Below are 14,109 nucleotides of genomic sequence, written 5' to 3'. Positions count from 1 at the left end.
TCAGGAAATGGGACTGAGCGTTGATAATCCTTTCAACCAGATTTAAAAAACACATTGGAGGTGATATGGCAAATTCCAGGAGCCTAAGATTACATTTGCTGCTGCTGTTATTTTTAACTCAATCTGATGTGGCGTTAGCTGCTTCCTTCACTCAGGAAGAATTAGCATTTATGCCGGCCAGTACCCAGATTGAGCTTTTTAAGAATGGAATCATTTCTCCTGTGGATGTATTAAATGCGCAAATCAATCTTTTTAATAAAACAAATAAAGAAGTCAATGCGGCCACCAAAACTTTTTTTAGCGCAGCTCTACAGCAAGCTAAAATAGCCGAGAGCCGTTATAGGATGGGCAATTATCGCGCTTTGGAAGGAATAACAGTCGGCTTAAAAGACGAGCATTATGATAAGGGTTGGCCTGTTTCACAAGGATCATTGCTTCATAAAAATGATCCGGTAAAAGAGGAAGCCGATCCCATAACCCAGAAGTTAAAGGATGCCGGGGCTATTTTAGTCATGCAGACAACAGTTCCCGAGTTTTATCTGACTTTTGCGACCCATTCCAAAGCATGGGGGGTAACCAGAAATCCCTGGAATTTGGCCTACTCGGTAGGAGGCTCTTCTGGCGGATCAGGCGCTGCTCTAGCGGCAGGCTATGTCACTTTGGCAACCGGGTCTGACATGGGAGGTTCTATCCGTATCCCTTCTTCTCTGTGTGGCCTTTATGGTTATAAACCTGCGTTTGGGGAAGTTCATACTGAAATGCCTTTTTCTCATTACTCGGGAACAGGCCCTATGGCACGAACATTTGCTGATCTTGTCTTAATGGAAAATATCATTTCAGGGCCAACCAAGTATTCATTGAATGTGCATCCAACTAAAAAACTCCCGCTCTCCTATCCTTCCATTCAAGGTATGAAAATAGCTTATGTTGGTGGTTTAGGGATTGCAAATCCGTCCCGGGAAGTTCAGGAAGCAATGGAGCAGGCCATTGATTTATTAAAGAAACAGGGTGCTGTAATAGATAAAATTGATCTCAATCTTGGTTTGTCGGATGAAGAGCTTAATGAATTATTTCGAAAAATGGCATTAGGCGGTCCGATGGGCGGCATGCTTCAACACTACACTGATCAAACAGACAACATGACTTCCTATGCGGCACATTTTGTTAAACTGGCTGCCAGAGGGGAATATGGCAGCAAGCAAAGTCAGGAAGCGGAAACACGTGCAAAATTAATGTATAAAATGATAGTGGATGAAACGTTTGCAAAAGGGTATGACGTGATTATTGCCCCGACACTGGTCACGCCCAATATCCCCGCCGATTATGATTTTACAAAAGACAAAATCAAAATTGATGGCACTCAGTACCATCCACAGTTGGGTGTATTAATGACCATGCCATTTAATATTTTAAATTGGATGCCTGTCATTAATGTGCCAGTTGCATTAAGCAAACAAGGAATACCGATTGGCATGCAGATAATAGGCAGGGCACAGGATACCAGGACTGTCTTTAAAGTGGCATTTAATTACAGCAAATCCGGGCCTAAATTTTTTACAGGGGAGTTGTTACCAAAAATTTATTCATGATTTGCAGGGCCTGGATAATATGTCTAATCCAGGCTTATCTAAATTTCAACTGGAAGAGATCCGCTTAAGCACTGATTGCAAGTGGCATTCAGGAGCATCAAAGCTTTTGGGGTGAAATGGACAGAACGGAAGGAAACCATGCTGTTTTTCAATCTACAAAAAAAACAACAGCCGCAATCTGAACAAGGGCTTGATTTTTTAAAAACTTGCGCGACCTTAAGCTTGCTTGTTTACCATGACAAGCTTGCCCCTGATTTACCGCCTGACTTAGAAAAAATTAATGTGGCGTCAAGCAATCAATGTTATGCAGAAGCTTATATCCATAAACCGTCTCTCAGTCAAAAAATTGCTTTAGTGTTCGTAGCGTACAGGGGTACTGATAAATTTTCTGATCTTATTTCGGATGTTTATCTTTTGTTCAAAACCGTACCTGCTGATTTTAAACATCATGCGATTCCATTTATGCAAAACCTCTCCCAGGAATTAGAAAAAAAATACCCTGATTTTGAATTGCAATTTATGTTCACGGGTCATTCGTTGGGAGCGGCATTTGCGGAATTAAGTAAATGCTGGATGGCTTCCGGGGCGAAAGCGATTACTTTTGATTCGCCGGGTATCAAAGATCTCGCTGAGATTTTAATTGATGAAGGCATCTTGCAAGCCAATGATGTACTGGAGCAAGATTCAGATATCAAGTCGTATTTGTCTAAAGAAGTCAATGCCGTTAATTCCTGTAATGGACATATCGGCATACTTTCAGGTTGCGATATCCCTTACCAATTTGATTGGTCATTGTTATATCCCAAAACACCTTTTTTCCCCTTGCCCAGCTATTTTCTGCTGAATTTTACCCTGGGAAACCAACACAAAATGACCGGTTTTTATCAGTACATTATGGATGGGCGTGCCACTTGCGCTATAAAAAATTGGCCAGAAAACCCCCTGAAAGGTTATTTGCATTATTTAAATTATGATAACCACCCTGAATATTGGGGAAAATATATGCAACAATTCTGGGCTCGATTTGAGGCAAGGCTTTTGTTTTTCTTCAATTTTAATTTTTATAAAACAGTTTTTCTATGTCTTTTAAATATTTTTTCTAAACGTATTCACAAAGAGATGCTTGTAGAGAAAGACATTGGGTCTGCAGAAAAAATGATCAATGAAACCCTTGACCAGTTCACCTTGGCTATATGTTCAGATGATATAAAACAAATTCAAACTTTCTTTGAAAAAGAATATCAGTTAAACCATATTGAAAAAAATGATTACGAGGAAATACAAAAATTTTTTTCCATCTACCTGGATAAAAAAGAAGGCGGCTTGATCAAAGAAAATTTGCTTTCGAAAAACTCATCCTTCAATTTGAAGCAGGTATTATTTAATACTGTAACCAATCAAGAAAATCAGTTTAAGGAACCAGAATCCAGTCAAGAGGATGAATCTTCAAGAAAAAACAGCCGGATATATTAAAATGGCTTCTCAAAGCTCGGTTTGTATCGATTAACCCTGATTGAGGAATTCAAATATTCTCTCATTATCAAAATTTACATTTCTTTACTATGCACTATAGTTTATTTGCTGCATTAAAAAACTGTAGCTCTATAAAAAAACATGGATATTCTTTCAGGAGGAAACATGAAAAAGCTAATTTTATCAATAATTGCTGTAAGCGCGCTATCAACTCTTGTGGGCTGTGGTTTCCGTACAGAACCCGATGTAATGGATAAAGATGCTGCTATTCGGGATACGGCAGTATATGCTTATGAAGGCAGAGTGGTTACTGATCGCGATTTAGTCGTTTATCGTAAAAACCCGCGTCATGTTTTTGTTTATGAAGGTGTAAAATATAGAGTAAAACCCTATAACAATACCTATGTCTATTACCACATTTAAATCAAAAGCTGTTGGGCCTACAGGCCCAACAGCTGCTTCTTACCCTGATCATTTACCAATAGGCATTAAATGCAATAATGGTGGATAAAAAATCAGGGCTGTTTTTTCCTTTTACAGGAAACCAGATTCCGGCGATGATGCCATACTGCGCGGAGAAATTATATTCAATAGCAGGTGCAAACGTTAATGAGTACTCCTTGCCCTGGTCCAGCGATATTTCTTTCCCGATAGGACCAAGACCCGGGAATCCTTTAAAATGAGCCGAGCCGCGCGAAAAATAGTAGCTTTCCATTACCAAAACCCAGTGTTTTGTCAGGCTGAATTCTGTTGAAATATCAATGGAATACAAATTTCCGGGCTTTATCTGGCCGCGGGTGTTTGCTGTGCCGCCAAAGACGCTTATGCCGCGAATACTCACTTTTTGTGCATATAAATAATTGAGATTGAATCGTGAGCGCAGAAAGTGTTTTCCTTCTATGGGTAACAAATGCTGAAAATTAAATCCGAGGTTAGTTTGGTAGCTGCCAAGTCCAGTACCGTCGCTTCCTTCATTGGCAGGGCTCAGCGCCAAAAATTTGCCAGTTGGAAAAATTTGCTGCAAGGTAATCCGTAAATTGGGCTTTAGGTATGAATCCTGTTGCCTCAGTGCCTGATATCCCAGCAACACTGAAACATCGCCTATATGACGACGATGATTTTCTTCAGCTTGTTTGAATATATAAGGCACGCTGAATTGAACGTCCAGATTTTCAGCTAAGCCGTAAGTATACAAGGGGTTTGCTTGAAAAGTACGGGTGTGCCTTGCGGCTACCCTTTCCCCTTTTTCATTGAATTTGCTGCTAATCGCAGTATATGGGGCAAAAAATACCAGAAACGAATGCCCCGGCGGGATCGTTTTTCCAGGAATAGCGATCAGCGGGCCAGTAAACCAGGGATCATCGGCAAAAGCGGGCATCGCCAGTAAAAGTAAGATTAAGATATTGATAAAAGATGAGATAAAAAACATGAAAGAAAAATTTTTTTACTTTTTAAAATATCAATTTTTTTCTGTTTTTACTAATTACTTTTTCTTCTCGCGCCAGATACCATCCCAATCGGTTGGTTGGGATTCAGCAAGAAGCTTCAAGCGCTTAATGTAAGTCGATGGGAGCATATCACCTGGGTAGGCGGGCGTGAGTTTTTCAAATGCTTCAATGCTGTCTACCCATTTCCCCTTTTGATACAGGGAAAAAGCTTTCTTAAATTCTTTTCTGTGTTGTTCAAGATTTTCAATATTCCGAGCCGTAACTAACTCATATATTTCCGTACTTTCCTGTTTGCCGTGTACTGTCACTTGATCCAGTAGGCGGAAAGGAAATAAATCGGCTACCTCCTGGTAGGTGGCCTTGCTGACAATAATATTGGTTGAATAATTTTTGTTGATGGCTTCAAGGCGGCTGGCTAAATTCACTGAATCGCCAAGGGCTGTAAAGCTTAGCCTGTCTTCTGAGCCTACATTACCAACAACTGCCTCGCCCGTGTGAATGCCGATGCGGATGGTAAATTCAGGAATCCCCTGATGTCTGTTTTTTTGATTCAGTTTTTCAACGCGCTGCATCATATCCCTTGCGGCAAGGCAGGCGTGATAGGGATGTTTTACATCTTTTGTGGGCGCATTCCACAATGCCATGATTGCATCGCCTATATATTTATCAAGAGTGCCTTCATGTTGTATTACAGCGTCAGTCATGGTTTGAAAGTAATCAGACAGGTAGGTCATTAATTGTTCGGGAGGAGTGGATTCAGCCATATGAGTGAAATCTTTAATATCGGAAAATAAAATGGTAATGATTTGATTTTGCCCGCCAACTTCCGCAATTTTTCCTGATTTCATCAATTTTTTGACCAGAGAACTCGGTACATAACGTTGGAAGGACGTTAAGCTCGATCTAAGGGTGGACAAAGTTTGATCCATATAACTAATTTCTTTTATGATGGTATTCAGCAATGGTTTTGGAGTTAAATTCAAGCGGGTTATTTCTTGAGCATCATTTGCCAACTGGATGATTGGCTTTGAGATTCTTTGCGATAAAAAGCGAGCGATGAATGCGCCAATGATCAAGACCAAAATCGTCAGGATAAAAGTGCGCATGCTTAGTGCCTTAAGCGGAGCCAGGACATCATGTTCAGGAACAATGATGGTGATGTGCCAGGGTCTTTCAGGGTTTATGGTTTCTAAAGAATGATATGCTAAAAAATATTCTTTATCGTTATGCATGTAGGATTTTTGCAAGGGTATGCGGTTTTGAAAGTGAAGATCTTTAAGAGGGATGTTATATTTTTTTATCTCATCAGGACCCAGTTTTTCCCCACGGAGATCTTCTGTGTGATTTGGATCGCGAAAAGCAATAACAGCGGATTCATTGTTTGTAACATAAATCATTGTATTCCCAGTCACATCCAATTGCCTGATAAACTCCTGCAATCCGTCTACAGTCAGATCCAGCGCTATCACGCCTTTTAGTTTTTGATTTTTATCATAAATGGGCGCAGCCGCAGTGATTCCTGGAACAAGAAAGTCACTTTTCTCAAAGACATAAAATTGATATATCTCAGTCCATATTGGTTTTCCAGCAGCTACTGCTTCTTGATACCAGGGTCGGACTCTTGGATCATAGTGGCGGGTTAGTATTTTTTTTTGGATTTTTTCTCCTTGTTCGTTTAATTCGTACCGCACAGAAATTGGCGGTGATTTTGAATTAATGACATGGGTTAAGCCTATGATCCCTTTTTGTTCGCGGTCAACGCCATAAAAATCGCCTTCAGCTGTTCCATAATAAACCATAAATATTTCAGGATTATAACGTATGGATTCAAAGAGAAAGCGATCAAATTGCCGGGTATTGTCCGGATCGACAATACCGCGGTTAATGGCATTCTTTATCTCGATTAAATCTTGACTTAATGGATGCAGGTAGTTGTTGAATCGTTCTTTTACCAATAATGTGGTCTTTTCAATTAAATTTTGTGCGCTGGTACTCAGAATTTTATCAAGTGCCACGTAATTTATAGCAATTATTGTGAACCCTACTAAACTTAAAAGGAGCAGGAATAAGGTGATGATGCTAACCCTGATGCTGATTTTAAAGCCTTTCATCGCATTTTTGATTGAGTAATGACAATTTCATTTATTGGTAAAAATTAAATATCGCCTCGTTAATAAGCATAGTCAGTTTATTAAATAAAAACATCTTTTTACGTCAGGGAAAGGAGCAAACAGAGCTTGCCATTATGTCTAACTGTGCTACATATTGATAATATGAAAAACAAAAAATCATCTTCAGCTGACATTGCCAGCCGAACCAATAACAGTAAGTTGATGCTTATTGCAAAGCAATGCCGGGACAAGGGATTTACTCTTTTAGAAATCCTTTTGGTATCCGCTTTGATTGCTGTATTGCTGGTTGTCACTGTGCAAACTTATGATACATCTCGCCAAAGGGCGAATGTTGAGCAGGCTATTTCTGATATTAAGGATATAGAAATAGCCATTGAAAATTATTATTTGGAAAATGGATATAAATATCCCCCAAATCTTGCAGCAATCGGAATGGATGGCCGATTAGATCCTTGGGGGAAACCTTATAATTACCTAAATATTGCTGAATTGCCAGAAAAAGGTAACGATCCTCAAGCCCGTAAGGATAAGAATCTCTTTCCACTGAACTCGGATTATGATCTATACAGTATGGGGGCTGATGGAAAAACAAAAATCTCACTCAGCGAGGAAGCCAGTAAAGATGATGTAATTCGAGCCAACAATGGCAGCTACATCGGCCTTGGTTCGGATTATTAACTAGGATGGTGCGGCATGCAAATTGAACTGAATTTTTTTCAGAGCAAAGTAGCGCGCAGAATATTCCTGCTGTTTGTTGTATCTGCCTTAATTCCTCTCATATTTCTTGCTTTTTTTCAAATATTTCAAACTGAGCGTCAAATCCGGGAAAGCAGCCTTGCCGAGGTTCGTAAGGAAGCCAAAAGTATGGGCATGGAAATTATCGGGCGCCTGCTGCATCTTGAAAACCAGCTTAATCTTTTGGGAAAGGCAATTCTTTTTTTGGCGAGCGAAAAAGGTCAAAATGAAAAAAACTTCATATTCTTAGCGCCTGATTTTGCAGCTATTACCTTTTTATCTGCATCAGGCGCCATTGCCCTGAAAGGCAAGCTTTTATCCATTCCTGCCGGGATGCCCTCAATTCCGGAAGGCAGCAGCTGGATTACGGTGCAGGAAGGGGAAGCAAAAAAGAATAGCAAGGTCATTTTGGTTCATCGCCTGGATAAGAAGCAGTATTTGTTGGGACAAGTAGGCGATATATGGGATTTTGACATTCCAACTCATGCGAAATTCTGGGTGATCGGGCCAGAGGATCGTTTAATTAGATCCAATACCGCTATTTCACCCCCAGGAAATTTAGCCATAGAAAAGGCCAGGAAAGACTCGGGTGCTTTTGCCTGGGAGTTTGGGGATACCACCTATTTTGTAGGCTATTGGAAAATATTCTTACGCCAGCGCCTTTACTCTCAAAATTGGTTTATCGCGTTGGCCCAGCCGAAAGCCAGCATCTTTTCACAAGCAAAATCCTTATACGCCTTATTTATTCCCATCGTTGTTTTCGCCCTGTTGTTAAGCCTGTTGTTAAGCCAAGCTCAAATTCGACGTTATTTGATTCCCCTTGAAAAGCTAAGACAGGCAACAAGGCGGATAGCAAGAAGGGATTTTACGCAACCAGTGAATGTAAAGAGTAATGATGAGTTTGAAGAATTGGGTGATGCTTTTAATACCATGTCGAAAAGGTTGCGCCAGCAGTTTCAAACCCTGTCTTTACTCTCTACCCTCGATCAGGCAATTCTGGCGACTGAGAAAGGAGAGCAGGTTTTGCGCATTATTTTTGAAAGATTAAGAGAATTGGTTGACTATGATTTGCTTGTCCTTGGAATATTGCAACCTTCTGACAAGCCAAACAAAAAAATTCATCTATTAAGCGATGATCCTGACCATGATGCGGTACAAACCCGTATAACGCACATTACACACCATGAGCTGGAGCAGATCTGCAACAGCGGGGACAGCGCATTAAATTTAACTGAATCGGATCCGCCTCCTTATCTTGAAATACTGGTTCAGCACAATATTAAGTATGCATTTATTTTCCCCATTTTCTACCAGGAGAAGGTAACTGCATTATTTTGTATTGGATTTTCTGATATCAATACCTTTAATGAATGCGATACAGAACAATTGCACGATGTTTTTTATCGCGCTTCAGTCGCTTTTACTCATGCTGAGTGGGAAGCGCGTTTATACAGACAAGCGCGGTATGACGATTTAACCGGGTTGCCCAATCGTTTGGTATTGAGAGACGCGATGCATGAGGCAATCCAACGCGCTGGCCGAATGGATAATCGCTGTGCTTTGATGTTTGTGGATCTTGATAATTTTAAGGACATAAATGATGCCATGGGTCATACGGTTGGCGACTATTTGTTGGCTCAAGTTGCCAAACGCATGCAGCAGGCAATTGGCGATCATATTTTATTGGCACGCATTGGCGGTGATGAATTTACCATATTAATAACTGATCTTGTCAACTACGAAACAGCGCGTCACAAATGCATGGCAGTTGCCGAAAAATTGTTACATTCGTTTAAACAGCCCTTTAACCTGCGAGACATAGAATACTATGCCTCGGCAAGTATCGGCATTGTCATTTACCCAGATGATTGCAAAACTGCTGATGAGTTGTTGAAGTGTGCCGATATGTCTATGTATAAGGCGAAAGAAAGCGGAAGAAGCCGTTATGAGTTTTTCTCGAGTGAACTTGAAGACATGGTTCAAGAGCGCAATCGGCTGCTGCAGGATATGCATAGCGCCTTGGAAAACAAGGAATTTCTGCTCCATTTTCAGCCAAAAGTGGATCAAAGAAATCATGAGCTTGTGGGAGCAGAAGTGTTAATACGTTGGCATCATCCCGCGCGGGGGATGATATCACCTGAGTTGTTTGTCCCGCTTGCTGAAGAATCCAATTTGATTTTTCCTATAGGAGAATGGGTTATCCAATCCACCTGTGAGCAAATTAAAAGGTGGCAAAATCAAGGCATTAAACCGCCTCCGCTTGCAGTTAATCTTGCGGCAAAACAATTAACGAAACAGGAACTTGGCAAAAAAATTCAGCTCATTGTCAAAGAATACAATATAGATCCCGGCTGCCTGGAATTTGAAGTTACAGAAAGCGCTTTAATAGAAAATTTCAGAACCACCAATTTGATCTTGAATCAAATCAATAAAATTGGCAGTAAAGTATGTATCGATGATTTTGGCACAGGATATTCTTCATTGCGCTATTTAAGAATGCTTCCTGTAAAAACCATCAAAATCGATAAAATATTCATCCAGGGTTTGCCGGAGGATAAAAAAAACATCAACATTGTCAAGGCTATTGTCGCATTGGCCAGTAACCTCGGAATGGATTTAGTCACTGAAGGTGTAGAAAATATCGAGCAGGCTCAACTATTGTCAGAACTCGGTTGTTTCATACAACAAGGATATTATTACAGCGAACCTCTGGCAGAAGCGGAGTTTACCCGTCGTTTTTTAAAGATTCCATGTCAATAACAAAACGATAACGAACATCGCTTTTAAGCATCCGTTCAAACGCTTTATTGACGTTTTGGATAGGGATGACTTCAATCTCGGCTGTGATGTTGTGCTGGCTGCAAAAATCCAGCATTTCCTGCGTTTCCTTGATACCGCCTACCAGTGAGCCTGATAAACTTCTTCTCGCGCTAATGAGAGAGAAGGCATGAACGGGAATTGCCTCTTCAGGAATTCCAACAACAACCATGGTTCCATCACGCTTTAATAAAGCAAGATACTGGTTCCAGTCGATTGGTGCAGATACAGTATTGATAATCAGGTCGAATCGGCTTTTAAGCGTTGCGAAGGCATGGGGATCTGATGTGTCGTAAAAATATGATGCTCCAAGCCTTAGGGCATCTTCCTGCTTGTCAAGCGTATGGCTCAGGATAGTGACCTCCGCACCCAGTGCATGGGCTATTTTTACGCCAAGGTGGCCTAATCCGCCAAGTCCAATAATGGCGATTTTTTTATTGAGGCCGGCTTTCCAGTGTTTCAGAGGAGAATAAACCGTAATTCCGGCGCAGAGCAAGGGAGCAGCTTTTGCCAAAGCGAGGCCTTGAGGAATATGAACGACAAAATCTTCCTTGACCACGATGCAGGTTGAATATCCGCCTTGGGTAATCCCTCTGCCATCATGTGTTGGGCTGCCATAGGTTAAAGTTGCACCTGAAGTACAATAGGGCTCCAAATCTTCAAGGCAATTTTCACAGAGACCGCAGGAATCGATAAAGCAGCCAACGCCAACCGGATCACCTACTTTAAAGCGTTCAACCTTTGTGCCTACTGCAGAGACGATGCCTACGATTTCATGGCCCGGCACCATTGGAAAGACGCCTTCACCCCATTCATTACGGACTTTATGAATATCCGAATGGCAGATACCGCAAAAAAGAATATCTATTGTGACATCATTTTTTCCAGGCGCACGCCTTGTAAAAGAAAAAGGAACCAGTTTTTGTTTGGCTGCGGGGGCTGCATACCCTTTCACAGTGAGCATAGGAGAATTGATTGTGAATCAAGCCTTATTTTATTCTACCATGGTGTGGCAGGACAGCAACTGGTTGCTGAATAATTAAAAACGTAACTCGTGCCGCCGCAGGTTTCACAATTAAGATCAAATCCGCATCCAGTAATGCCAGTCACAGAAAGGGAGAGAAGAAAGGCGATTATCCATCGTTTCATGAGCTCGTCCTTGATGATTTTATGTAAATTTATAATACAACAAGATCTCAATATTTACAAATTGGCATTCCAAGAGTGTTGTAGCTGGAAAGATAGCGCATTCTCAACTAAGCTAGTATTGTGCAATGCAACAGGAGCTATTGGCCGCCATGGATCAGGAAAGCAGCAATAAAAATTTTTCAGAATTGACCAAGCATACGATCGTTCATAAAAGCCTGCATCATGCATTAAAAAAAGTGACCGAGAGCTTTCTTTCATTTGAAAATATTTTTAAAGAAAAAAATTCAAAAAAACGCGCAGAACTGCTTGATAGAGTTTTTCATGCCAATATCGGTCAAATGACCACAGGCCTTTCTCCGGCTGCCTTGCTGATTGCTTACACGGATTGGTTTGCCCATCTGATGATTTCGCCAAACAAGCGTTTGCAATTAATCGAAAGCGCCTGCAAACAATATACAGATTTCTGGAACAGCAATGCCGATTATTTTTATAAAAAATCCAGTTCTTGTTTTGACATTGAGGACAGGCGGTTTCATGAACGTTTTCAAAGCGAAGCTTGGAAGAAATGGCCTTATTGCGCTATCGCCCAATTTTTTCTCCGGGTAGAGGATTGGTGGCAGGAGGCAACGAATATACGCGGGCTGGATAAAAACCACAAGGATCTGGTGTCTTTTGTTCATTTTCAATGGTTAAATGCTTTATCCCCGGAAAACAGTATTTTTTTTAATCCTGAAGTCCAGGAAAAAATTATTTCTACCAAAGGCAAAAACTTATTGGATGGCTGGAAAAACTGGCAGGAAGACCTAAAACGGTTTCTGACTAATGAAGGGCCTGTTGGCACAGAAAATTTTATTGTCGGCAAACATGTTGCAGTCACTCCTGGTAAAATTGTTTACCGTAATCATCTTTTTGAACTAATCCAGTATGAGCCGCAGACCAAACAGGTTTATCCTGAGCCGTTGCTCATTATTCCTGCCTGGATTATGAAATATTATATTTTGGATCTGTCTCCTGAGAATTCCATGGTCGATTATCTGGTTAAACAGGGACATACTGTATTTATGATTTCCTGGAAAAACCCTGATGCCAGCTATCGGGAATACGGAATGGAGGATTATTTAAAACAAGGGGTATTAAAAGCCCTCAATGTGGTTACAGAAATCACCGAACAGGGAAAAATACATGCGGCCGGTTATTGCATCGGCGGTACTATCCTTGCCATGACCGCTTCATATTTAACAAGACAAGAGGACAAACGCCTAAAAACCATGACGCTTTTCGCTGCTCAAACCGATTTTGAGGAAGCGGGAGAGTTAATGACTTTTATTGATGAAAATCAGCTTTGCTATCTCGAAGACATCATGTTTTCACAAGGCTACCTGCGTGGCGATCAGCTCTCATCCACTTTTGATTTGCTTCGCCCTAAGGAGTTGATTTGGTCAAAAGCTGTTGCCCACTATTTACTGGGGGAGCGCCAACGCATGATCGATTTGCTTGCCTGGAACGAAGACACCACAAGATTGCCCTATAAGATGCATTCCGAATATTTGCGCCATTTTCATTTGAATAATGATTTGGCAGAAGGAAATTATCAGATTGATGGCGAACCTGTCACCTTGGGCGATGTCAAAATTCCTATTTTTTCGGTAGCGACAGAAAAAGATCACATTGCCCCCTGGAAATCGGTATACAAGATTAATTTATATGTACATGGGGCAGAGATTACCTTTGTGCTTGCCAATATGGGGCATAATGGCGGAATTGTTTCTGAGCCTGGCCATAAGGGCAGAAGTTATCGCATCGGTAAAAAAACAGCCAAGATGAAATACATTGCCCCCGAACAATGGTTTGCAGAACATAAAAGCAAGAAAGGCTCCTGGTGGGTGGCATGGCATCAATGGCTGGCTGATAAATCATCCGAAAAAATCCCGCCGCCAGGCATGGGAGCGCCAGAGAAAGGACTTGAGATTCTGGCTGACGCCCCGGGTTTATATGTAAAAGAAAGATAGCCTAATAACAGGGCTTTTTGCCAGATTGCATAATAGAATAAATTTCATTATCACCAATGATCAGATGATCAAGAAGCCGTACATCAATCAGTTGCAAGGCTTTGGCCAATTTCTTTGTTATTGTCAAATCATGAGCGCTTGGCCTTGAGATGCCTGAAGGATGATTGTGGGCCAGGATAAGTGCTGCGGCATTATGATGGAGTGTTCGTTCAACAAGGATTCTCAGATGAACTGTCGCATAATTGACCGTGCCATGAAATAATTCTTCATATGCCAGAACTTGGTGATGATTATTGAGAAATAAAATGGCAAAGGTTTCATTTCTATTGTCGCGAAGCCTTCGTTTTAAAAAAACATGAGTCTCTTCTATATTTGCAAGTGCTGTTTGATTTTGCAGATGAATCCAGTCGCTGCGGCGGCACATTTCGCGCACTGCTTGCATTTGAATGTAAAACGAGCTGTTTATGCCTGAAGCAGCGCAAAAGGCTTCAAGGCTGCTGTTTAACAGGGCGCGCAAATCTCCATAACACGCCATTAAGCGATGAGCTAAAGTTATGGCTTTGTGCTTGTCACGGATGCTTCCCAGGAATGCAGCCAAAAGTTCTGTGTCAGAAAGTGCCTGTAAATCAGCATGAAATAGGCCATACGCCCCTCCTGGGCTTCGAGTGTTGTTCATGAATGATTCCTTTATAGCGAGGTTTTTGTTTTGATCATATACTGCATGCAGATCAACATGGAATTTGACCCGTAGGGAATT

At 41.1% G+C, this 14,109-nt stretch carries 11 protein-coding genes; 6 read left to right on the top strand and 5 right to left on the bottom strand.

Translation table 11 applies throughout. From position 1 onward, the window contains the following. The first annotated feature begins 65 nt into the window (after positions 1 to 65). The 3 genes from Llon_RS08665 to Llon_RS08655 all read left to right on the top strand — a co-directional run bounded on the left by Llon_RS08665 (position 66) and on the right by Llon_RS08655 (position 3,485). Positions 66 to 1,589 (top strand): amidase, encoded by a 1,524-nt coding sequence (locus tag Llon_RS08665; RefSeq protein ID WP_058529670.1) that lies wholly within the window; start codon positions 66 to 68, stop codon positions 1,587 to 1,589. 111 nt (positions 1,590 to 1,700) lie between these two features. Beyond that, a complete protein-coding gene (locus Llon_RS08660; RefSeq protein WP_131754660.1) occupies positions 1,701 to 3,062 on the top strand; it encodes a Tle-like phospholipase domain-containing protein in 1,362 nt (453 codons plus the stop codon). Positions 3,063 to 3,227: 165 nt separating this feature from the next. Then, positions 3,228 to 3,485: a hypothetical protein gene (locus Llon_RS08655; protein WP_058529668.1), complete on the top strand. Its 258-nt coding sequence runs from the start codon at positions 3,228 to 3,230 to the stop codon at positions 3,483 to 3,485. Positions 3,486 to 3,537: 52 nt separating this feature from the next. Here Llon_RS08655 and Llon_RS08650 read toward each other — a convergent pair whose 3' ends face one another. Both Llon_RS08650 and Llon_RS08645 read right to left on the bottom strand, forming a co-directional pair. After that, the gene (locus Llon_RS08650; RefSeq protein ID WP_058529667.1) at positions 3,538 to 4,491 is read right to left on the bottom strand and encodes a transporter; all 954 of its coding nucleotides are present in this window, start codon (positions 4,489 to 4,491) and stop codon (positions 3,538 to 3,540) included. Between the two features lie 54 nt (positions 4,492 to 4,545). Then, positions 4,546 to 6,621 (bottom strand): adenylate/guanylate cyclase domain-containing protein, encoded by a 2,076-nt coding sequence (locus Llon_RS08645; protein ID WP_058529666.1) that lies wholly within the window; start codon positions 6,619 to 6,621, stop codon positions 4,546 to 4,548. Between the two features lie 162 nt (positions 6,622 to 6,783). On the opposite strand from Llon_RS08645, the gene Llon_RS08640 reads away from it, so the two are divergent. Both Llon_RS08640 and Llon_RS08635 read left to right on the top strand, forming a co-directional pair. Next, positions 6,784 to 7,320: a type II secretion system protein gene (locus tag Llon_RS08640; RefSeq protein WP_202813351.1), complete on the top strand. Its 537-nt coding sequence runs from the start codon at positions 6,784 to 6,786 to the stop codon at positions 7,318 to 7,320. A 15-nt stretch (positions 7,321 to 7,335) separates the two neighbouring features. Then, entirely contained in the window at positions 7,336 to 10,137 is a 2,802-nt protein-coding gene (locus Llon_RS08635; protein WP_058529665.1) for an EAL domain-containing protein, read from the top strand. Here Llon_RS08635 and Llon_RS08630 read toward each other — a convergent pair. Continuing rightward, positions 10,103 to 11,158: an NAD(P)-dependent alcohol dehydrogenase gene (locus Llon_RS08630; RefSeq protein WP_058529664.1), complete on the bottom strand. Its 1,056-nt coding sequence runs from the start codon at positions 11,156 to 11,158 to the stop codon at positions 10,103 to 10,105. The two genes, Llon_RS08635 and Llon_RS08630, sit on opposite strands and share 35 nt — an antisense overlap. 35 nt (positions 11,159 to 11,193) lie before the next feature. Continuing rightward, positions 11,194 to 11,343: a hypothetical protein gene (locus Llon_RS11450; protein WP_157079320.1), complete on the bottom strand. Its 150-nt coding sequence runs from the start codon at positions 11,341 to 11,343 to the stop codon at positions 11,194 to 11,196. A 125-nt stretch (positions 11,344 to 11,468) separates the two neighbouring features. Between Llon_RS11450 and Llon_RS08625 the strand changes: the two genes are divergently transcribed. Further along, complete coding sequence (locus Llon_RS08625; protein ID WP_237758301.1) at positions 11,469 to 13,352, top strand: PHA/PHB synthase family protein; 1,884 nt, start codon at positions 11,469 to 11,471, stop codon at positions 13,350 to 13,352. Position 13,353: 1 nt separating this feature from the next. Here the strand turns inward: Llon_RS08625 and radC are convergent, their stop codons facing one another. Continuing rightward, positions 13,354 to 14,028: a RadC family protein gene (radC, locus tag Llon_RS08620; protein ID WP_083503303.1), complete on the bottom strand. Its 675-nt coding sequence runs from the start codon at positions 14,026 to 14,028 to the stop codon at positions 13,354 to 13,356. Positions 14,029 to 14,109 lie beyond the last annotated feature (81 nt).

The sequence above is a fragment of the Legionella londiniensis genome (assembly GCF_001467825.1).
Classification (GTDB): Bacteria; Pseudomonadota; Gammaproteobacteria; order Legionellales; family Legionellaceae; genus Legionella_A; species Legionella_A londiniensis.
The sequence above is the reverse complement of the archived record's forward strand: the minus strand, read 5'-3'. Positions and strand labels throughout refer to the sequence as shown.